This window comes from Phenylobacterium sp. J367, from assembly GCF_024699985.1.
Lineage (GTDB): Bacteria > Pseudomonadota > Alphaproteobacteria > Caulobacterales > Caulobacteraceae > Phenylobacterium.
This window is the reverse complement of sequence record NZ_JAJONA010000001.1, coordinates 2,186,830-2,206,841: the sequence shown is the minus strand read 5'-3', so window position 1 is coordinate 2,206,841 and position 20,012 is coordinate 2,186,830. Positions and strand designations below refer to the sequence as shown.

General features: G+C 71.3%; 19 protein-coding genes and 3 pseudogenes. 8 read left to right on the top strand and 14 right to left on the bottom strand.

Annotated features, from left to right (window positions below; all coding sequences use genetic code 11):
• Positions 1 to 29: 29 nt before the first annotated feature.
• The 3 genes and pseudogenes from LRS04_RS27895 to LRS04_RS11800 form a co-directional block, all read right to left on the bottom strand.
• Positions 30 to 149 (bottom strand): annotated as a pseudogene (locus LRS04_RS27895) (peptidylprolyl isomerase); the annotation flags it as partial.
• Between the two features lie 161 nt (positions 150 to 310).
• Positions 311 to 622: pseudogene (locus LRS04_RS27890) on the bottom strand (peptidylprolyl isomerase); the annotation flags it as partial.
• A 188-nt stretch (positions 623 to 810) separates the two neighbouring features.
• Positions 811 to 1,458, bottom strand: coding sequence for a beta/gamma crystallin family protein (locus LRS04_RS11800; RefSeq protein ID WP_257816540.1), 648 nt, complete (start codon positions 1,456 to 1,458; stop codon positions 811 to 813).
• Positions 1,459 to 1,695: 237 nt separating this feature from the next.
• Here LRS04_RS11800 and LRS04_RS11795 point away from each other — a divergent pair.
• Positions 1,696 to 2,396 (top strand): annotated as a pseudogene (locus tag LRS04_RS11795) (pirin family protein).
• A 157-nt stretch (positions 2,397 to 2,553) separates the two neighbouring features.
• Here LRS04_RS11795 and LRS04_RS11790 read toward each other — a convergent pair.
• Positions 2,554 to 2,763: a hypothetical protein gene (locus tag LRS04_RS11790; RefSeq protein WP_257816539.1), complete on the bottom strand. Its 210-nt coding sequence runs from the start codon at positions 2,761 to 2,763 to the stop codon at positions 2,554 to 2,556.
• Between the two features lie 162 nt (positions 2,764 to 2,925).
• Positions 2,926 to 3,165 (bottom strand): DUF3297 family protein, encoded by a 240-nt coding sequence (locus tag LRS04_RS11785; protein WP_257816538.1) that lies wholly within the window; start codon positions 3,163 to 3,165, stop codon positions 2,926 to 2,928.
• Positions 3,166 to 3,300: 135 nt separating this feature from the next.
• Here LRS04_RS11785 and LRS04_RS11780 point away from each other — a divergent pair, with 135 nt between their 5' ends.
• Complete coding sequence (locus tag LRS04_RS11780; RefSeq protein WP_257816537.1) at positions 3,301 to 3,693, top strand: response regulator; 393 nt, start codon at positions 3,301 to 3,303, stop codon at positions 3,691 to 3,693.
• On the opposite strand, the gene LRS04_RS11775 is transcribed toward LRS04_RS11780, so the two are convergent.
• From LRS04_RS11775 to LRS04_RS11760, 4 genes are all read right to left on the bottom strand, one after another.
• Complete coding sequence (locus LRS04_RS11775) at positions 3,690 to 4,274, bottom strand: hypothetical protein (RefSeq protein ID WP_257816536.1); 585 nt, start codon at positions 4,272 to 4,274, stop codon at positions 3,690 to 3,692. The genes LRS04_RS11780 and LRS04_RS11775 overlap by 4 nt on opposite strands.
• 126 nt (positions 4,275 to 4,400) lie before the next feature.
• Positions 4,401 to 4,727, bottom strand: coding sequence for a UrcA family protein (locus tag LRS04_RS11770; RefSeq protein ID WP_257816535.1), 327 nt, complete (start codon positions 4,725 to 4,727; stop codon positions 4,401 to 4,403).
• A gap of 344 nt (positions 4,728 to 5,071) precedes the next feature.
• A complete protein-coding gene (locus LRS04_RS11765) occupies positions 5,072 to 6,157 on the bottom strand; it encodes an NADH:flavin oxidoreductase (protein ID WP_257816534.1) in 1,086 nt (361 codons plus the stop codon).
• Positions 6,158 to 6,237: 80 nt separating this feature from the next.
• Positions 6,238 to 6,903, bottom strand: coding sequence for a class I SAM-dependent methyltransferase (locus tag LRS04_RS11760; RefSeq protein ID WP_257816533.1), 666 nt, complete (start codon positions 6,901 to 6,903; stop codon positions 6,238 to 6,240).
• Positions 6,904 to 7,142: 239 nt separating this feature from the next.
• On the opposite strand from LRS04_RS11760, the gene LRS04_RS11755 reads away from it, so the two are divergent.
• Positions 7,143 to 7,937 carry a hypothetical protein gene (locus tag LRS04_RS11755; protein ID WP_257816532.1) on the top strand — a complete coding sequence of 265 codons (795 nt, stop codon included), beginning with the start codon at positions 7,143 to 7,145 and terminating at the stop codon, positions 7,935 to 7,937.
• Positions 7,938 to 8,108: 171 nt separating this feature from the next.
• Here the strand turns inward: LRS04_RS11755 and LRS04_RS11750 are convergent, their stop codons facing one another.
• Positions 8,109 to 8,378 carry a hypothetical protein gene (locus tag LRS04_RS11750; protein WP_257816531.1) on the bottom strand — a complete coding sequence of 90 codons (270 nt, stop codon included), beginning with the start codon at positions 8,376 to 8,378 and terminating at the stop codon, positions 8,109 to 8,111.
• A 226-nt stretch (positions 8,379 to 8,604) separates the two neighbouring features.
• Here LRS04_RS11750 and LRS04_RS11745 point away from each other — a divergent pair, with 226 nt between their 5' ends.
• Complete coding sequence (locus tag LRS04_RS11745) at positions 8,605 to 9,006, top strand: YciI family protein (protein ID WP_257816529.1); 402 nt, start codon at positions 8,605 to 8,607, stop codon at positions 9,004 to 9,006.
• 151 nt (positions 9,007 to 9,157) lie between these two features.
• Here LRS04_RS11745 and LRS04_RS11740 read toward each other — a convergent pair whose 3' ends face one another.
• Positions 9,158 to 10,960, bottom strand: a complete 1,803-nt coding sequence (locus tag LRS04_RS11740) for a PAS domain-containing protein (RefSeq protein ID WP_257816528.1) — start codon at positions 10,958 to 10,960, stop codon at positions 9,158 to 9,160.
• A gap of 435 nt (positions 10,961 to 11,395) precedes the next feature.
• On the opposite strand from LRS04_RS11740, the gene LRS04_RS11735 reads away from it, so the two are divergent.
• The 3 genes from LRS04_RS11735 to LRS04_RS26835 all read left to right on the top strand — a co-directional run bounded on the left by LRS04_RS11735 (position 11,396) and on the right by LRS04_RS26835 (position 14,559).
• Positions 11,396 to 11,659 carry a hypothetical protein gene (locus tag LRS04_RS11735; protein WP_257816527.1) on the top strand — a complete coding sequence of 88 codons (264 nt, stop codon included), beginning with the start codon at positions 11,396 to 11,398 and terminating at the stop codon, positions 11,657 to 11,659.
• Positions 11,660 to 12,187: 528 nt separating this feature from the next.
• Positions 12,188 to 13,696 carry a glycoside hydrolase family 3 N-terminal domain-containing protein gene (locus LRS04_RS26840; protein ID WP_308238128.1) on the top strand — a complete coding sequence of 503 codons (1,509 nt, stop codon included), beginning with the start codon at positions 12,188 to 12,190 and terminating at the stop codon, positions 13,694 to 13,696.
• Between the two features lie 35 nt (positions 13,697 to 13,731).
• A complete protein-coding gene (locus LRS04_RS26835; protein WP_308238127.1) occupies positions 13,732 to 14,559 on the top strand; it encodes a glycoside hydrolase family 3 C-terminal domain-containing protein in 828 nt (275 codons plus the stop codon).
• A 149-nt stretch (positions 14,560 to 14,708) separates the two neighbouring features.
• On the opposite strand, the gene LRS04_RS11725 is transcribed toward LRS04_RS26835, so the two are convergent.
• The gene (locus LRS04_RS11725) at positions 14,709 to 15,746 is read right to left on the bottom strand and encodes an aspartate-semialdehyde dehydrogenase (protein ID WP_257816526.1); all 1,038 of its coding nucleotides are present in this window, start codon (positions 15,744 to 15,746) and stop codon (positions 14,709 to 14,711) included.
• Positions 15,747 to 16,213: 467 nt separating this feature from the next.
• Between LRS04_RS11725 and LRS04_RS11720 the strand changes: the two genes are divergently transcribed.
• On the top strand, positions 16,214 to 17,293 hold the full coding sequence (locus LRS04_RS11720; RefSeq protein WP_257816525.1) for a hypothetical protein: 1,080 nt from the start codon (positions 16,214 to 16,216) through the stop codon (positions 17,291 to 17,293).
• A 2-nt stretch (positions 17,294 to 17,295) separates the two neighbouring features.
• Here the strand turns inward: LRS04_RS11720 and LRS04_RS11715 are convergent, their stop codons facing one another.
• Together LRS04_RS11715 and LRS04_RS11710 are read right to left on the bottom strand one after the other, a co-directional pair.
• On the bottom strand, positions 17,296 to 18,198 hold the full coding sequence (locus LRS04_RS11715; protein WP_257816524.1) for an MBL fold metallo-hydrolase: 903 nt from the start codon (positions 18,196 to 18,198) through the stop codon (positions 17,296 to 17,298).
• 196 nt (positions 18,199 to 18,394) lie between these two features.
• The gene (locus tag LRS04_RS11710; RefSeq protein WP_257816523.1) at positions 18,395 to 19,858 is read right to left on the bottom strand and encodes an amidohydrolase; all 1,464 of its coding nucleotides are present in this window, start codon (positions 19,856 to 19,858) and stop codon (positions 18,395 to 18,397) included.
• Positions 19,859 to 20,012 lie beyond the last annotated feature (154 nt).

The window sequence follows — 20,012 nt, the reverse complement described above, 5'->3', positions numbered from 1 at the left end:
GGCGGCTCGCCGACCTTGATGGCGCGGACCACGTCCCGGCCCTGCACGACCCGGCCCCAGACCGTGTAGTCCCGGTCGAGCCGGCGGGACGGGGCCCGCATGAAGAAGATCTCGCTGTTGCCGGTGCCCGGATCGGCCTGCCGGCCCATGCCCACCACCCCGTCGCAATAGGCGCCCAGGCCCGCAGCGTCCCATCCGTCGCCCGCTTCGCCTCGGCGGCCGAAACCGCCGCGAACGGGGTCGCGCCGACGAAGCCCTCCTGGGCGTCCACGCGGCTCACCGCCACCTGGCCCTGGCCTGGCTTAAGCTTGAAGGTGAATTCCGGCGGCAGGTCCGGGTGGTTGGAGACCCCGCCATCCTTGTTGTTCGGATTGCCCGTCTGGTTGACGAAGCCGTCGATCACCCGGTGGAACAGCAGGCCGTCATAGACCTTCTCCCGCGCCAGCAGCTTCACCCTCGCCACCGACTGCGGCGCGAACTCCGGCCGCATCTCCACCACGATCCGCCCCTTCGACGTCTCGACGACGAGGGTGTTCTCGGGGTCCAGCGCCCGCCAGTCGGAGGGGGCGGGAGCCTGGGCGGACAGCAAGGCGGCGGCTGCAATGAGAAGAAGGCTGCGCATACAGTGATGCGACTGCGGCGGCGCGGCGCCGTCAACCTCCATCCCTCCCCTTCAGGGGAGGGACAGACGGAGCAACGCGACGTCAGGGTGGGGCAGTCGCGTTCAAGCCCGGAGGCCGCGCTCTGGGCCACACTTCCCCACCCCGCTCGCGTCGCGAGCTACCCCTCCCCTGAAGGGGAGGGATGCGCCTAGTACTTCCGGCAGAGCACGTCGCGCAGCACGGTCGAGGGGCCGGTCATCTGGCCCTCGGGGCCGAGCGCCCGGGGGGCCCGGCTGCTGGAGTCGAAGTAGAGCGCATTGCCCAGGCCCTGCCGCCGGCAGAAGGCGTTGGCGTTGTTCGAGCCGGCGGCTAGGTCCAGCCCGCGCACCTGCGGCCGGGCGAAGAACACGCTGCGCTCGCCGTCGACGCCGCGGGCGTCCGGGCGTCCGCCGCCCTGGCCCCAGCCGCCGCCGGGACGGTCGTCGTTCCAGTCCGGCCGTCCGCCACCGGGGCGACCACCGCCTCCGATCGGCTCCAGCGAGGTGATCCGCTCGGCGAGCGCCAGGGTGTTGAGCTCGGGGATCTCGCCGGCCTGCTCGACGCAGCGGCCCTCGAAGTTCGAGTGCTCGCACAGCCGCCAGCGGCCCTCGAGCCGGACCGAGCGGGCCTTGTCGTTGAAGTTGTAGCTCCCGAGGTTCGACACATCGCCGACGATGGTCACGCTGCGGCCGGTGAAGTTCGGGCCCTCATAGAGGGTCGCGCTCGGCCCGCGCCCGCCGCGCGGCTGGGCGTCGGCCGCGCCCGCGATCGCCAGCGCCGCGATCGCCGCGCCGATCAGGATGGTTGTCTTGCTCATGGTCCAGCTCCAGAAATCCTTCGCCTACGGAATGGCCGAGCCTGGCTGAACCGCAAATGAAGCGTGGCCGTAGGCGCCGTTCAGGCGGCGGGGCCCCGCCAATGGGTATTGTTTCCAATTCGGCGGCAATCTTATCCAGTAGATCGGCTTTAACACTCGCGTCGGAAGCTTATCTTGGCTCCCGAAACGAGCGCCGCCCACCTTGTCAGGGCGAGGCGCTCCAGGGAGATTTCGACCATGATCGAGCGCAGACCGTTCGACCGTCTCGGCGGCGCCGACCACGGCTGGCTGAAGGCCCGCCACCATTTCTCGTTCGCCAGCTACTACGACCCGAAGAACATGGGCTGGGGCCCGATCCGCGTCTGGAACGACGACGAGATCGCGCCGAAGTCCGGCTTCCCGCCGCACCCGCACGCCGACATGGAGATCATCACCTATGTCCGCGAGGGGGCGATCACCCACCAGGACAGCCTGGGCAACCAGGGCCGGACCGAGGCGGGCGACGTCCAGGTGATGAGCGCCGGCTCCGGCATCCGCCACGCCGAGTACAACCTCGAGCCCGAGACCACCCGGATCTTCCAGATCTGGATCGAGCCCAAGGATCGCGGCGGCGCGCCCACCTGGGGGCGCCAAGCCCTTCCCGAAGGGCGACCGGGCCGGGAAGTTCGTCACCCTCGCTTCGGGGATTTCCGGCGACGAGGACGCCCTGCCGATCCGCACCGACGCGCGGGTCGCCGGCGCCACCCTCAAGGCCGGGGGAGACCACGGAATATGAGCTGGGCTCCGGACGCCACGCCTACCTGGTGCCCGCCGTGGGTGCGATCGAGGTCAACGGCGTGAAGCTCGACACCCGCGACGGCGCCGCCATCCGCGACGAAGCCGTCCTGAGGGTGACGGCGCTGGAAGACGCCGAAGTCGTGCTGGTGGATGCGGGCTGAGCCCATCCCTCCCCTTCAGGGGAGGGACGACGAGGCGAAGCCGAGGCCGGGTGGGGGAGTGAGGTTCAGGCGCGAACGAAGCGTTCTGGCCCACGCTTCCCCACCCCGGCCGCTATGCGGCCTGCCCCTCCCCTGAAGGGGAGGGATTGGCACGGCCTCAATGCAGCGCCGGGGGCTCCACCACCGTCTCGTACCACTCGCCCGGCGTGTCCTGGACCAGCACATGGCGCGGCTCGGCGTCGACCTGGGCATAGACCCCGGCCGCCTCCAGCGCCTCGGCCCGGGAAGCGAAGCTCCCCAGTTCGCCCTCCGCGTCGTCGGTGAGCACCCATTGGCCGCCGCGCGCGACCACCGTCAGATCGAACATCGTATCCATCCCGCCCAGAATCCGAGGTTATCCCACCCTCGGGCGGCGGTTGCGCGGTGTCGTCCGGTCGCAGCCCGTGCGGCGGGACGCCGCACATCTTGGCCACGATCATATGGCGCGACGCGGCACGGCGCGGGCGCCAGCCCCCTCCGCCGAGCGGCTTCAGCCCTCGCGGTAATAGGGCTCGACGGGGCCGTTCAGCTTGACGGTGAGCTGCTTGCCGCGGCGGTCCTTTGAATTGCCGACCGCGAGGCGCACCCAGCCTTCCGACACGCAGTACTCGTCCACGTTGGTCTTCTCTTCGCCCTTGAAGCGCACGCCCACGTTCTTCGCCAGCACGTCGGCGTCGTAGAAGGGGCTGTCGGGATCGGTGGACAGGCGGTCGGGAGGGGTGTCGCTCATGGCCTTCGCCCTAAAGCGGGCCAGCCCGGCAATCAAGCCGCGCAACCCTGGGCGCTCTCGAAAAGTTCAATCCAAACAGGTGGACGCAACCGGGAGTGTCGGGTAGGCGACCCACCCACGGGCTGAGGTGAGTACATGGTGCGCGTGCTCCTCGTCGAGGACGAGGCGGATGTTCGGGAGGTTATCGAGGAGGCGTTCGTCGCGCGCGGCCTCGACGTGCGCACGGCCTCGACCGACGAGGAGGCCTATCGGGTGCTGAAGGCCGACGGGCGGTCGTTCGGCGTGCTGGTGGCCGACATCAACCTGGGCGCCGGCACCACCGGTTTCGACGTGGCCCGCCAGGCGCGGCTGGTGAACCCCAACCTCTCGGTGATCTACATCACCGGCCACGCCGCCCACCTGGACCGCTTCGGCGTCGAGGGCGCCGTGATGTTCCCCAGCCGTTCAATCCCGGCGAGCTCGCCGACCGTGTCGCCGCCCTCTGCCGCGGCGAGGCGCCCGCGGAGGACTGACCCGACCGGGTCCTAGGGACTGGCCGCCCCGGTCCGGGCCGGCTTGTGAACCGTCAGCTGCATGCGGATCTCCCGCACGACGTTGAAGTGGCTGCGCACAAGGGCGCTGGCCTGCGCCTGGTTGATCTCGCCCCGCTTGAGCTGACCCTCGTAGGGTTCGTCGAGCACGTATTCCGAGCGGGTCACCTCGAAGTCGACGTCGAGATAGAGGCTGAGCGGGCTGTCGGAGAAGCCGCCCTTCTGCTTCTCGAGGGTCACCGCCCGGTCGAACAGCTTCAGCATCTGCGGCGTGATCGGCCGCACATGGGTTGGATCGTTCATGAAGTGGTCGTGCCGGGGATGCGGCACGTGGATCAGGATCCCCGCGCCGTGGCGGCACACCCGGTAGAGCTCCTGCATGATCGCCAGGAACACGCCCGACTGCTGGCCCATGTGCTCCAGCGCGTGGATGAAGACGACCTCGTCGACGCTGTCGGTGGCCCAGGGCCACGGCGTCCGCTCCAGGTCCACGACTTCGTCCGGCTCGCAGACCGGGCTCGCGTCGACGTTGATGAAGCCGGCGTGCTTGTTCAGGCCGCAGCCCAGATTCAGTCTCATCGCCCTACCTAGCCTGAGCCGTCGCCCACGAAAAGCCCCTCCCGCTGGGGTGGGAGGGGCTTCGGGAAACGGGCGGACCCGGCCAGGATCCGGGGGAGAGCTCCGCCCGAGGGGGGCGCCGGGGCCTTACCGGGCGGCGTAGGTGTTGCGGGCGATCTGCGCCTGGCGGACCGCCGGCATCTTCTCGTTCAGTTCGGCGCGGACCTGGGCGCGGCACTCGGCGTGGCGGGCCAGCGGGGAGACCGGCGTCCGCTCGGCGCGGCAGAAGGCGTTGGCCGTCCGCTCCACGCGCTCGGCGAAGATCGCCTGGCCGCGCTCGGTGTTGAGGTTGATGTCCGACACCTGCACCGACGGGGCCGGGGCGGCCGCGGCGGCGGTGGAGATGGCGGCGAGCGGCAGGACGGCGAGAGCCAGGGTGGCGGCGCCGGCGATGCGGGACGCGAAATTGGTCATGTTCAATCCCTCTTTGCGGTTGCGGCGGCGTTTGCTCGCCGGCGATGAGGAATGAATACTGAGCCGGTTCCTGTAAGTCCCGTGAATAGCGCGTAATGACTTCGATTTAAGAATATTACGTGGAGTTCATTTAGATCATTACAGACGGTTCATCTTAACGGACTCCATCCCTCCCCTTCAGGGAAGGGAAAGATCGCGGAGCGATCCGGGTGGGGGAGTCGCGCTCAAGTGGAGAGGTCGGGCCGGGCCCGCCCTTCCCCACCCCGGCCGCGGAGTTCACCCTCGGGCCGGCCTCGCCGGACCCGGGGGCGGCCTGCCCCTCCCCTAAAGGGGAGGGATGGACGTCACGCCGCCTCGACGAAGCCCGGCCAGTTGCGCATGTAGTCAACGAAGGCCGGCGACAGGCCCTCGGCCTCCAGGTGGGCCGCCGACACCGGCCGGGCGACCGGCGTGAAGCCCGCGTCGCGCCGGGCCTGTTCGGGGAAGTCGTGGTGCAGGATCGCGGCGCGGCCGATCACCGCGAAGTCGTAGCCCTCGTCCAGCAGGGCCGCGGCCTCGGCCGGCGTCATGATCTTGCCCGCCGCGCCCAGCTTCACCTGGCCCCGGTCCAGCTCCGCGAAATAGGCCGAGAGCTTGCGGCCCTTGAACGCCTCCTCCACCGGCTCCTTGGCCACGTCCCAGAGCGACATGTCGAGGTAGTCGATCTTGCCGGCCTTCAGCACCGCCTGCGCCACCTCCAGGATCTCGGCGAGCTGCAGGTCGAACCGCTCCGGCGACAGGCGCAGGCCGAGCTGGAAGTCCGGCCGGGTCCGCGCCCGGATGCCGTCGATGATCTCGAAGAGCAGCCGCGCCCGGTTCTCCACCGAGCCGCCGTAGCCGTCGGTCCGCCGGTTCAGCGTCGGCGACAGGAACTGGGCGATGACATAGCCGTGCGCGCCATGCACCTCGACGCCGTCGAAGCCCGCCTGCTCGGCCCGCTCCGCGCCGCGCACGAACGACTCCACCAGCCCCTGCACCTCCTCGGCGGTGAACGCCCGGGCCCCGGTCGCCGGGTCGTCCGACGGGCAGAGCGGCACGCCCACCAGGTCCTTCGGCGAGCGGTTGCCCGCATGGTGGAGCTGCACCGACGAGACGCTGCCCGCCGCCCGGATGTCGTCCGCCAGCCGCGTCAGCCCGGGGATGTGGTCGTCGGCGAAGATCCCGAGCTGGCCCGGGAAGCCCTGCCCCTGGGCCGCCACATGCGCCGCGCAGGTCATGGTCAGGCCGAAGCCGCCGGTCGCCCGCATGGTCAGCCAGCGGTGCTCGGCCTCCGACAGCAGGCCGTTCGGATGGCTCTGCTGGTTGGTCAGCGGCGCCAGCATGAAGCGGTTCTTCCACGCCGGGCCGCGGGTGAACGCGATCGGCTCGAACAGGGCTTCGACGGACGGCATGCAGGCTCCCCCTTCAGGTCAGAGGAGCAGGTAGAGTGCGGCGGCGCGCATCGCAACGGCGCCGCCGCGGAACCTGGGCCCTACGGCTTCCTGAACTTCATCACGAACTGGTCGGTCTTGCCGCGGATCGCCGGGTCGAAGACGCTCTTCGTGTGGTCGTCGGCGGCGTCCTTGAGGAGCGGGATCTCGCCCTCGTACTTGAAGCCCGCCGCCTCGACCTCCTTGCGGACGTTCGCCGGATCGATCCGGTGCAGGGTCTGGGCGACGTCCAGCGGCGCGCCGGCCACCGCGGCGTGGTCGGCGATCAGATAGACGCCGCCCTTCTTCAGCGACTTGAAGACCTCGGCGTTGACCTTTTGGGCCGTGTCCTTCGGGAACGGGGTCAGGTGCAGATCGTGGTAGTTCTGGACGGTGAACACCAGGTCGAGCCCGTCCGGCAGATCGAGCGCGCCCAGGCTGGCGTCCAGCGGCGTGACGTTCTTGTACGCGCCGGCCACCTTCTTGAGGTTCTCGCCGTAGCTCGCCTGGAACTTGATGAACTCGTCCGGCTGGTAGGCATAGACGTGGCCGTTCTGCCCCACGGCGGCCGACAGGATGCGGGTGAAGTAGCCTCCGCCCATGATCAGGTCGGCGACCTTCTGGCCGGGCTTCACCTCGGCGTAGGCCAGCAGCTCGCCGGGATGCCGTGCGGCGTCCCGCGCGGTGTCGGTCGCCGGCCGGGCAGCGTCGGCGAGCGCGGCGGTCACATGGGCCGGGACCTGGGCGCCCGCGGCGCTCGGCCATCGCCAGCACGGCCAGGATCGACGCGGCGCGTGTACGAAGACGCATGGAGACCTCCCTTTTCTGCTGGCGCGACCCTAGCACCCGACTGTGACGCTTGCCGAGGCTTGCGACGGACGGACGGCCACCTGCGACCCCGCGCGTCATCCACGGTTCATGTGCCGACGCCTAAGCTGCGCGCCCTGTGTCCGGGAGGAGCTTCACGGTGATCAAGGCGATCCCTTCCGCCGCGCTCGGCGCGGCGCTGCTGGCCGGCCCCGCGCTCGCCGCGGCGCCCCTGCCCTCCGCGGCCTGGGTGATCAGCCCGGCCGAGGGCGGCTGCCGCACCGACCTGGAGCTGGCCGGCCGCTCCGGCGCGCTGGCGCCCGTCACCCTGGTCTCGGACGGCGAGCGTCTCATCCTGCGCTTCGCCCGCGACAGCCTGCCCGAGCAGGCCTTCCTCGCCGTGCGCATCGACCAGAAGCGGTTCTCCAACCTGATGACCCGCACCGCCGACCCCGCCGTCGGCGAGCTGACGCTCAGCGCCGAAACCGAAGCGGCGCTCCGCAAGGGCCGGAGCTTCGACATCGCCTGGCTGGGGATGGAGCCCATGGGCGCCTCGCTCGGCGGCTCCGAACAGGGCCTGGCCGACCTGCGCGCCTGCGGGGCCCAGGCCGCCGAACGCGCGCGCATCGCCCGCGACAGCGCCGCCGCCCACGCCCGCGAGGCCGAGGCCGCCGCCCACCGCAGGGCGCTCGCCGACGAAGAGCTGCGCACCGCCCGCGCCCAGGCCGAGGCGGCCGAGGCCGAGCGCCGCCGCGCCGCCGACGAGGCCGCCGCCCGCCAGGCCGAGCTGGACGCGCGGCGCCAGCAGGCCGCCTACGAGGCCCAGCGCGACGCCTATGAGCGTGAGATGGCGGAGCGTGAGGCGGCCGAGCGCGAGGCCTATCAGCGCCGCCGCGCCTACGAATACCAGCCGCAGCCCTACCAGCCGCCGCCCTGGGCCTACCGCCGCTACTAGGCTCGCCCTCTCCCTACCCTCTCCCTCTCCGCTTCGCGGGGGAGAGGAGTGGAACTGCGAGGCCCGCGTCATCACCTCCTCTCCCCCGGGCGAAGCCCGAGAGGGAGAGGGTAGGGAGAGGGCCTGTCGCCCGCGCCCTCATCGGCGGAGAGGACGGCGGTCCCGGGCCGGTCAGCGGCTGATAGGCGCCCGGGCGTCCGCCTGGATGCGGTCCAGGTTCCGGCGCTCGTCGAGCTGCCGCATCTTGAACTCCTGCTCGTTGTAGCACTTCTTCACGGGGATCTTGCTCCCCATCGGCGCCTCGTTCTTGCAGAAGAGCTTGTCCTTGTTGCCGCCCTTCTGGTCCTTGGCGGGCGCCTCCACGACCGCCGGCGCCACGGTCGTGGCCTTGGCGGCGTCGGCGGCCGGGTCCTGGGCCAGGAAGGCCATGGCGAGCAGCATCGAAATCATCATGTGACCCCTACCGGCGGCTGTATCGAGGCGTCACCCTAGGGCGCCTGCGGTTACGCTTCCCGGCCCGCTTTCGACGAACGGCGATCTTTGCGCGACAAGCGGCCCCGGCGCCTGCGCGGACGGCGCCGCGCGCGCCCTGCCGTGCATGTCGGAGACGTGGGGCCAACGCCGTCCTAAGGTCCGCGGACACATCCAACCGGGGGATCGGACACCGATGCTCTACGCCATCCTCGCCTATCACGAGGAACACATCATCCAGGGCTGGACCGAAGCCGAGGACGCCGAGCTGATGGCGGGCCTGAACGCGGTCCACGACCGGCTCACCGCCGCCCAGGCGCTGGGCCCGGCCGCCCGCCTTGGCGCCACCGCCGACGCCTGCACCATCCGCGGCGGCGACGGTCGGCCGGTCGTCGTCGACGGCCCCTTCGCCGAGACCAAGGAACAGCTGCTCGGCTTCTACGTGGTCGACGCCGCCTCCCGCGACGAAGCCGTTCAGGCCGCCCTCGACCTCCGGTCGAAGAACCCGACCGCCGTCTACGAGGTCCGCCCGATCCTCCTCTACCTCCCCGGCCAGCCGTTCCCGGTCACGGAGAGCGAGGTCTACCGGCCGCGGTAGCGCCCGTCCCTCCCCCTTCAGGGGAGGGAAAGATCGCGCAGCGATCAGGGTGGGGGTGTCATGGTCAAGCGGAGCGGTCTCGGTCAGGTCACCCTCCCCCACCCCGGCCGCCGGGGCGGCCTGCCCCTCCCCTGAAGGGGAGGGATGGGCCCTACCCCGCCCGCTTCAGCGGCAGCCGGGCGGTCAGCGCCGCGCCGGGCGCCGCGTCGGCGATGGTCAGCGCCCCGCCGAGCTGCTTGATGCGCTCCTGCATCACCTGGATGCCGCTCCCGGTCTGGATGGTCGGCGGGCCGGGGAAGCCGCGGCCGTTGTCGCGGATCTCCACCATCAGGCTGTCGCCGGCCAGCGCCAGTCGCACCTCGACCCGCGTCGAGCCCGAGTGGCGGTGCACGTTGACCAGGCTCTCCTGGAGCATGCGGAACACCACCCGCTCCTGGGCCTCGCTCAGGGCCGGCATCGGTTCGGGCAGGCTGACGTCCACGTCGATCCCCGAGCGCCGGGCAAATCCTTCCGCGAAGCGGTGGATCAGGGTGTCCACGCCCTCGTGCTCCAGTCCCGGCGGGTGGATGAGGTAGGACAGCGTGCGGATCTCGCGGTGGGCCTCCTGCAGCGAGCGGGTGAGGTCGTCCACCAGGGCGCTGGCCGCCGGGTTGTCCTCCAGGCAGCGCCGGAGCTGGGCGATCGTCAGGTGCATGGCGACGAGCTGCTGGCCGGTGGAGTCGTGCAGCTCCATGGCGATCCGGCGACGTTCCTGGTCCTGGCCGACCAGCACGCGTTCGGCGGCGTCCTTGGCCAGCGCCACCGCCCGCACCGTTTCGGTGACGTCCTCGTGGGCCACCACCACCCGCACCTCGCCGTCGTGCTCGAAGCGCGAGATCCTGAGCTGGAAGCTCCGGGGCTCACCGGCCACCTGCATGGCGTACTCGGTCTCGAACCCCCGCGCGCCCTTCTGGAGCACCGCGGTCAAACCCTTGCGGATCGACGCGAGCCGGGCGCCGGCGCGGGTGTCGCGGGTCAGCTCCAGATAGTTCTCGCCGATCGCCGCGGGCGCCAGGCCGCGGGCCGTGGCGAAGGCCTGGAAGGCGGCGTTGGCGCCGACGATCGTGCCCTTGCCGTCGAGGATCAGCACCTGGGCGGTGAGCGCGTCCAGCGTCTCGCGCAGCAGGCCGCGGGCCCGCTCCACCTCCTGGGCCTCGCGCTTGCGCTGGGTGATGTCACGGAACAGCACGGTCGCCCCGGTGTCGGAGGGATAGACGTGCATCTCGATCCAGCAGCCCGGCCGCACGCGCGACGGCAGCTCCAGATGGCTCTCCTCCCCGTCCTTCAGGGCGCGCTGGAAGGCGCGCAGCGCCTGGAGGCTGAAGGTGCCCGCGTCCTCGGCGTTAAGGCCGATGATGTAGTCCCGGGGCACGCCGAACCAGGCTTCCGCCTGCGGGTTCAGGTCATCGAGCCGGCCCGTCTTGTCGAGGGTGTAATAGCAGTCGGTGATACTACTCAGGATTGTGCGAACCCGCTCCTCGCTGGCGATCAGGGCCTGGTGGGTGCGGATCTGTTCGGTCAGGTCCCGGGCCGTGCCCAACAGCCAGACGACCCGGCCGCCTTCGTCGATCAGGGGCGTCAGGCTCGTGTGCCAGAGCCTCTCGCCCCCCGGCAGCGCCAGGACCTCCAGGTAGCGGATCGGCTCGCGCGCGGCGACACAGGCGCGATAGCGTTCCAGCACCTTCTCCGCGGTCACCGCGTCGAGGACATCCTCGGGCCGGCGGCGGGCGAGCGCCTCGGACTTCAGCCCCGTGGCCTGCTCATGGCTCGGATTGAGCCCCCCGAACACGAAGGTCCCGTCGGTCAGCACCTCCACCGAGAACAGGCTGTCGGGAGTCGTCTGCCAATAGACCTGGAACAGGTCGCGAGCCGGCGATCCGTCAGCATACGGTGCGCTTACGGCCTGCTCATGCAAAATCGCACCCCCGTCCAGAGTGGCGACAACCCGATCGAAGATTAGTCTGCGAACATCGGGATGCCAGCATCCCTGAGTAGCGCGCGCCGCCACGATGGCTCAAATCAGGGCGAGTTTTCCTCATATCGCCTCGGGGATGCAGGCGCCCGGGCCGACCACTTGCTCAACACCTGCGACCACTTGGCGCAACTGACGTGACGGCGCTCCCCTTCTGTCGGCGGCGGAAGTCCCCATATCAGGCGGGATCGCGCTTCCGGGCCTCCCCTCCCCCCAGGGTCCGGAACGTGGGCGAGCGGTCCTGGCGCCTTCAAAGGCTGCCGGGGCCGCCATTCCCAAGCCCTTGTTTTTGCTTCCCGCCCGGCGCCGGCCATGGTTCCATTCGGCTGCCCCGACGTCACCCGGACAGAGAGGCGGCGCGGGCGTGGAGGAAGCGCCATGCGCGACGACGCCATCCTGTGGGCCGTCAACTTCGCCATCCTGACCGCCCACCGCCTGGGCGAGCCCCGCGTCATCGAACTCACCCACGACCAGGCCGACGGCCTGCGCCGTTGCAGCAAGCCCACGGACTGGGCGCCGGGCGCCTACCGCGGCCTGCGCATCGCCGAGCGCGAAGGCTCCGCCGGCCGCGTGCTCGCCTGGGACCGCGCCCGCGAAACCGAGATGGCCCAGCCCATCCCCTGGCCCTCGGCGCTCGGGTAGGGGGGCGACGCCCCCGCCTTTCACCTCCCCCGCGTCAGCGGCGGTAGGGGGACCGTTCGCCGAGCCAGCGTAAGCTGGCGAAGAGCGAAGGGTGGAGGGGGCAAGCGGCCGGCAATGCGTGGGGCCTGCCCCTCCACCCCCCGGCTCTTCACCCGGCATGCGCCGGGTTCGGCCGGCGGTCCCCCTCCCGCCGCCGCTCCGAGCCGGGGAGGTGAAGCCACACCCACTTCCCACCTCCCCCGCTTTGCTGGTAGCGGTACCACAACAACGATATGGGAGGATGGTCCGTGGTCAGCAGGCTCGATTTGGCGTGCGTGGTTCTCTGCCTGGGAGCCCTGGCCCAGTCCGCGGCCGCCCAGGAGGCCCAGCCCTGGCGCGATCCGAAGCTCCCCGCCGAGCAGCGGGCCCAGGCCCTGGTCGCGCAGATGACCCTGGCCGAGAAGTCCCGCCAGATCGGCCACACCGCTCCGGCCATCCCCCCGCCTCGGCGTCCCCGAATACAACTGGTGGAACGAGGGCCTGCACGGCGTGGCCCGCGCCGGCTTCGCCACCGTCTTCCCCCAGGCGATCGGCATGGCCGCCTCCTGGGATCCGGTGCTGATGAAGGAGGCCGCCTCCACCATCGGCGTCGAGTTCCGCGCCAAGTACGCCGAGCGCGTCCACCCGAACGGCGGGACCGACTGGTATCGGGGCCTGACCGTCTGGTCGCCGAACATCAACATCTTCCGCGACCCGCGCTGGGGCCGCGGCCAGGAGACCTACGGCGAGGACCCGCACCTCACCGGCCGCATGGGCATCGCCTTCATCCAGGGCCTGCAGGGGAACGACCCCAAGTACCTCCAGACCATCGCCACCTCGAAGCACTACGCCGTTCACTCCGGGCCGGAGAGCAACCGCCACCGCGAGGACGTCCACCCGGCGCCCAAGGACCTGGAGGAGACCTACCTGCCGGCGTTCCGCGCCACGGTCACCGAGGGCAAGGTCCAGTCGGTGATGTGCGCCTACAACGCCGTGGACGGCATTCCCGCCTGCGCGTCGGAGGACCTGCTCAACACCCGCCTGCGCGAAGCCTGGGGCTTCAGGGGCCATGTGGTCTCCGACTGCGGCGCCGCCGCCAACCTCTACCGCGAGGACAGCCTGGCCTGGGTGAAGACGCCCGAGGAGGCGATCACCAAGGCGCTCGCGGCCGGCATGGACCTGGTCTGCGGCGACTACCGCCAGGACTGGAACACCGAGGCCGGGGCCGTCGTCTCGGCGGTGGAGAAGGGCATGCTGTCGGAGGCCCTGGTCGACCGGGCCCTCGTCCGCCTGTTCGCCGACCGCATCCGGCTGGGCCTCTTCGATCCGCCGGCCGACGTGCCGTTCTCGAAGATCACCGCCAAGGACAACGACACGCCCGCCCACCACGCCGTCTCCCTGAAGATGGCCAGGGCCTCGATGGTGCTCCTGAAGAATGACGGCCTGCTGCCGCTGAAGGCCGCGCCCCGCCGTATCGCCGTGATCGGCCCCAACGCCGACAGCCTCGACGCCCTGATCGGCAACTACTACGGCACGCCGTCGAAGCCGGTGACCGTGCTGGCCGGCCTGCGCGCCCGCTTCCCGAACGCCGAGATCGCCTACGCCGAGGGCACGGGCCTGGTCGGTCCGGCCACCGCCGTCGTCCCGGCCAGCGCCTTCTGCATCGACGCCGCCTGCGCCGCCAAGGGCCTGAAGCAGGAGACGTTCAAGGGCGTCGACCTCGCGGGCGCCGCCGAGACGAAGACCGTCCCCGCGCCCGCCTTCGACTGGACCGGCGACCGCCAGAGCTCGGCCCGCTGGACCGGCTACATCACCGCCCCGGAGACCGGCGACTACCGCTTCCGCTTCGCCAGCGACAACGGCTACCGGGTCTATGTCGACGGCAAGCCCGTGGTCGAGGAATGGGGCGTCGGCGACGCGCCCTCGATCCTCGACGGCGGCGTGCGGCTCGAAGCCGGCAAGCGCTACGCCATCCGCGTCGAGGGCTTCCAGCGCGGGGTGAAGGGCCCCAGCGGCTGATCTGGAGCCTGCCGTCCTTCAATGGCGACGACGCTGTGGCCGCCGCCCGCAACGCCGACCTCGTGGTCTTCGTGGGCGGCCTCACCGCCCGCGTCGAGGGCGAGGAGATGAAGCTCGAGGTGCCCGGCTTCGCCGGCGGCGACCGCACCAGCCTCGACCTCCCCGCGCCGCAGCAGAAGCTGCTCGAACGCGTCGCCGCGGTCGGCAAGCCGGTCGTCCTGGTGCTGATGAACGGCAGCGCGCTCGCCGTGAACTGGGCCGACGCCAACCTGCCCGCCATCGTCGAGGCCTGGTACCCCGGCGCCGAGGGCGGCCATGCGGTCGCCCAGCTGATCGCCGGCGACTTCAACCCGGCCGGCCGCCTGCCGGTCACCTTCTACAAGTCCGCCGACCAGCTCCCGGCCTTCGGCGACTACAGGATGACCAACCGCACCTACCGCTACTTCGGCGGCGAGGCGCTCTACCCGTTCGGCCACGGCCTCAGCTACACGACCTTCGCCTACGCCAACCTGAAGGCCGATCCCACGGGCGTCACCGTCGACGTCACCAACACCGGCGGGATGGACGGCGACGAGGTGGTCCAGCTCTACCTGACCCACGCCGGCAAGGCGGGCCAGCCGATCCGCAGCCTGAAGGGCTTCGAGCGCGTCCACCTGAAGCGCGGCGAGACGAAGACCGTCCGCTTCGCCCTGGACGACCGCGCGCTCTCCACCGTCGACGACCAGGGCGTCCGCGCCGTCCGCCCCGGCCCGGTCGAGGTCTTCGTCGGCGGCGGCCAGCCCGTCGCCCGCCCCGGCCTGAAACCGCCCCCCGGCGCCCGCGGCAGCTTCGCGGTAACGGAGAGCCGGAAGCTGCCGCTGTAGCGAACTCGACGTTCAAGTATTCCCGCCATCCCGCCGCAGCGAATCGAAGAGCCGGGACCCAGGGGCTACCGCAAGGCCTGTCCACCTGGGTCCCGGATCGGCCTGCGGCCGTCCGCGATGACAGGATTGGGATGGGCTGGGCGACTTCCTCAGTCCCCCAGCATCGCCTCCGCGATCTGCACGGCGTTCAACGCCGCGCCCTTGCGGAGGTTGTCGCCCACGACGAACAGCGCGAGCCCGTGCGCCACGGTCGGGTCCTTGCGGATCCGGCCGACGAACACCGGGTCCTGCCCCGTCGCCGCCAGCGGGTTCGGCACGTCGGCCAGCACCACGCCCGGCGCGCCCGCCAGCAGGGCGGTGGCCTGCTCCACCGAGATCGGCCGCTCGAACTCGGCGTTGATCGACAGCGAGTGGCCGGTGAACACCGGCACCCGCACGCAGGTCCCGCTCACCGGCAGGCCGGGGATCTCCAGGATCTTCCGCGTCTCGTCGCGCAGCTTCACCTCCTCCTCGGTGTAGCCGTCCTCGGCCAGGCGATAGTTCAGCGGCACGACGTTGAACGCCAGCGGCGCGGCCCACTTCCGGGGGGCCGGCAGGGCCACCGCGGTCCCGTCCCGCGCCAGCGCCTCCACGCCCGTCACCGCGAGCTGCTCGGCCAGCTCCTCGATCCCCGCCACGCCGGCGCCCGACGCCGCCTGGTAGGTGGAGACGGTAAGCCGCTTCAGTCCCGCCGCGTCATGCAGCGGCTTCAGCACCGGCATGGCCGCCATGGTCGTGCAGTTCGGGTTGGCGACGATCCCCTTGGGGAGGCTTGCCAGCGCGTGCGCGTTCACCTCGGCGACCACCAGCGGCGCGTCCGGGTCGCCCCGCCAGGCCGAGGAGTTGTCGATCACCACGGCGCCGGCCGCCGCCGCCTTCGGCGCCAGCGACTTGGACGTCTCGCCGCCGGCCGAGAAGAACACCAGGTCGAGGCCCGCGAAGTCCGCCGCGCCGGCGTCCTCCACCGTCACCTCACGCCCCGCGAACGCGACCCTGGTCCCCGCCGAGCGCGCGGAGGCGAACAGCCGGAGCTCCGCCAACGGAAAGTCCCGCTCGGCGAGGATCTCGCGCATCATCCCGCCCACGAGGCCCGTGGCGCCGACGATGCCGACGCGCGGCGGATTGGAGCGGGAAAACCGGTAACTCATGGCGAAGCGTCTCCTGGGGTTTGCGGAGGCGCGGGGTTCGACCGGTGAGCTTTTGGGAGTGTTGGCCGGCCCCGCGCGTCGGCGGGGCTGATCCGGATGTGGCGCTAGATCGCGCGCGCACCCGTCCACGCCCCGCCGCAGCGGGTCGTTTTCCGGGTAATCGCTTTGATCGTCAGGCGCGACATGGTCCGGCCTCTCTAGCGGCTCGAAGCGCCGCCGTAAACCGTGACCGTCGTCACGCGACGCGCGCGCCTGCGGATGATTGAGTGACCGCCGTCGCGGCCCGGACCGGGCCTGCCAACAAGGGGGCCCCTCATGCACCGCCTGCTGCCCGTGCCCGCGTTCCTGGCGCTCTGCGCCTGCCAGACCACCCAGCCCGGCGACGCCGCCGACCTCCGCTACCGCCTCCCCGCACCGACGCCAAGGCGACCCTGACGCTGACGCTGGAGAGTTGCGCCGGCGGCGATGTGTCGGCCCAGGCGAGACTCGCGCTGGTCCCGGTCGCCGGCGCCCAGGATGGCGCCTACCTGGTCAGGGGCTCAGACCTCGCCTCGGTGCGCGTGGCCCGGACGCTGAAAGTCGGTCTCAACGACAAGGGCGTGATCACCAGCATCAACAGCGCCAACAACGACCGCTCCACGGCGGTCGTCGGCAATGTCCTCACCGCCGCCGCCAAGCTCGCGCCGCTCATCGCCGGGCTGGAGGCGACGAAGACGCCATCGCCCTGCACCGAGGCCATCCAGCAAGCGCTCGCCCGCCGCGACGGTATCCGCAATCAGATGTTCAGCGTTCGGAAGGTGCTCAACACCAGCCCGGCGACGACGCCGACGGCGGCCGAGCGGCAGCATCGCAAGGATCTCGAAGCCCTGGCGAAGGAACTCGAACAGGTCGCGCCCCTGCTGACCGTCGACCTGCCGGCGAGGATCAAGGTCACCCCCGACGTGCTCGACGATCCGGCCGCGCCGCTGGCGTTCGACACCACCCCGCTCGACGCCTGGTTCGGCCCGGCCGCCAAGGCGACCGCCGCCTCACAGTTCGCCGTGATGTGGACCGCGCGCCTGGCGCAGCCCGCCAGCGAGACACCGATCACCGGCGCGAAGCCGAAGTCGCTCCGCGCCTGCGGCCTGGCCCTGGCCGTGCCGAAGACCGGCGCCGTCGGCATCCGCCTGGACGCGACGGGACCGGGCTACGCCAAGGTGGATGGCAAGGCGCCCTCGACCGACCTCGCCCTCGACGCCGCCCAGGTCGCGACGCCCGCCCAGCTCTGCATCGACGCCGGCTTCGGCGAGAACCGCACCATCGACCTCGCCTGGGACGACTTCGGCCGCCTCAAGTCCTACAACTGGTCGCATCAGGCCCAGGCCGAGACCGTCTCCGGCATGGTCGCCGGCGCCGCCCCCAACGTCGCGACCCTGTGGGACACCCTCGACGGCAAGACCCAGCTCGAGCAGGACAAGGCCGAGCTCGACCGGCTCAACACCGAGGCCGCCCTCGCCAAGGCCCGCGCCTGCAAGGCCGTCCGCGACGCCGGCGGGACCTGCAGCTAGCCCTACCCCACCGACCGGTAGATCAGCCTGACGAGGGTCGCGCTCTGCGGGTCGGTGGCGCCGGCCCGGGCCTGGACGTCGGCCAGCGGCCTGGCGGCCACCGCCTCGTCCTCTGACCGGCCGGCCGCCTTCAGCGCGCCGACCGCGTCGCGGGCGTCGGCCAGCAGCTGGCGGTAGGCCGCGAGGTCGGCGCGGGTCATCAGCTTGCCGTGCCCCGGCACGATCTTGGTCTTCGGCCCCGCCATCTTCAGGAACCCGTCCACCGCGGCGATCATCCCGTCGATGTCGCCGCCGTCGCCCACGTCGATGTTCGGATAGCGCGCGCCCCAGGAGACGATGTCGCCGGTGGCCAGCACGTCGGCGTCGCGCACCCTGACCGCCGTGTCGCCCTTCGTGTGGGCCAGCGGCATGTGCACCAGCTCCACCGTCCGCCCCTTCACCGACACCGTCGTGCGCTGGCCGTAGGTGACCTTCGGCAGGGCCGCGGCCGGAGCCGGCGGGATCTTGGCGCCGGTCAGGGCATTGGTCGTGCCCGCGGCCAGGCTTGCCTTCAGGTTCGCATGGCCGACGAGGGTCGCGCCCGCCAGCCAGAAGGCCTGGTTGCCGCCGGTGTGGTCGCCGTGCAGGTGGGTGTTGACCAGGTAGCGCACCGGCTGGCCGGCGAGCTCGGCGACCTTCGCCCTGATCTTGTCGTGCAGCGGCGCGAACTGGCTGTCGACAAGGATCGCCCCGTCGTCCCCGGCGATCAGGGTGAGGTTGCCGCCCTGGCCCTCGAGCATCCAGGTCCGGCGCCCGAGGTCGGTGGCCTTGATCTCCACCTTCGACCAGTCCGGCTGCGCCTGTTGGGCCGCCGCCCCGCCCGCCAGGATCGCCGCCAGAACCACCCCGCCCACGATCGCCCGCATCGCCCGCCCCCATGCTCAAGTCTGGAGGCATCAAGGCGCCGCGCCGTGGAGGGAGCAAGCCCTCTCCCTCCCCCTCCCTCTCGGGCTGCGCCCGGGGGAGAGGAGGTGGAGCCGCGCGCCCGAGCCATCCCCTCCTCTCCCCCCGCGAAGCAGAGAGGGAGAGGGTAGGGAGAGGGCCCGCCGCGCCGGCCGCGCCCTACTCCGCGCCGGACTTGTTGCGGTAATCCAGCGGCGGCGGCCGATCGCCGACCATCGCCTTGTACTGGAAGTCCGGGCCGCGCTTCTGGGCGAGCTCGGCCTTCGCCGCCGCGATGGTCTCCGGGTCGCGGAACAGCGCCGCCCCGGTCAGCGCCAGCGTCTTGGCCGCCACCACGCCCGCCTTGTTGGCGATGGTCGTGCCGCCGGCCGCCACCGCCTGCCAGCTGTGCGCCGGGGTGCCGGGCACCCAGGCCGCCGCCCGCATGCCCACCGTCGGCGTCACCCAGCTCACGTCGGCGACGTCGGTCGAGCCGCCGCCCTCGCCGCCGATCCGCATCGGCTGCACCTCGGCCGCGCTCTCGAGCGTCGCCCGGTTCGACGGCAGCAGCGACTTCATCGCCTCGGCGAACGCCCGCTCCTTGGCGTCGTACTTCACGCCGCCCACCTCGCGCAGGTTCTGGTCCATGACCTTCGCCAGCGTCTCGTTGGGCAGCATGTTGTAGACCCCGCCGGTCTGCTCGAAGCTGACCTTGGTCTCCGTCGCCATGGCCGCGCCCTCGGCGGCCTTCTGCACCCGGGCCATCACCTCGCGGACCACCTGCGGGTCGCGGTGGCGGACGTAGTAATAGACCTCCGCCTTCTCCGGCACGACGTTGGGCGCCAGGCCCCCGTCGGTGATCACATAGTGGATGCGCGTCCCGTCCGGGATGTGCTCGCGCATCATGTTGACGGCGTTGTTCATCACCTCGACGCCGTCCAGGGCCGAGCGCCCACGGAACGGCGCCGCCGAGGCGTGGGCCGCCGCGCCCGCGAACCGGTACTTGCCGGAGATGTTGGCCAGGCTGATCCCCTGGCTCGCGTCGTTCGCGTCGCCGGCGTGCCAGTGCAGGGTCACGTCCACGTCCTTGAACAGGCCGTCGCGCACCAGATAGACCTTGCCCGAGCCGCCTTCCTCGGCGGGCGAGCCATAGACCCGGACCTCGCCCTTCACCCCATTGGCCTTCATCCAGTCGGCCAGCGCGATGGCCGCGGCGACCGACGCCGCCCCGAACACGTGGTGGCCGCAGGCATGGCCCGCCACGCCCGGCACGACCTTGCGCTCCGGCACGGCCGCCTGGGCGAGGCCCGGCAGGGCGTCATATTCGGCGAGGATCGCCACCACCGGCCCGTCGCCGGTCTTGAAGCTGGCCACGAAGGCGGTCGGCATGCTGGCGACGCCGGCCTGCACCTTGAAGCCGGCCTTCTTCAGCTCCGACTGCAGCAGGGCCGAGCTCTTGTGCTCCTGGTAGCCCACCTCGGCGAAGCCCCAGATCTGCTGGGCCACTTCGCCCAGGCGCGCGCCGCCCTTGTCGACCGTCGCTGTGATCTGGCTCTTGTCCTGCGCGCTCAGCGGCGCCGCCGCCGCCTGCCCCGCAACCGCCATCACCGCCGCCGCCGCGACGCCCACAAGGTAACGCTTCATCACGCCCCAACTCCCCTACGCTTCACCGACGCGCCTGCATCGGCGCGGCAGGATTGGTAGCAGGCTGAACGGTGGGCGAAACCCCCTATCCCGAAACCGGCGGTCAGCGACCGCCACGCGCTCGCGCCGCGAGCCTGAGGGTCACGGTCTCAAG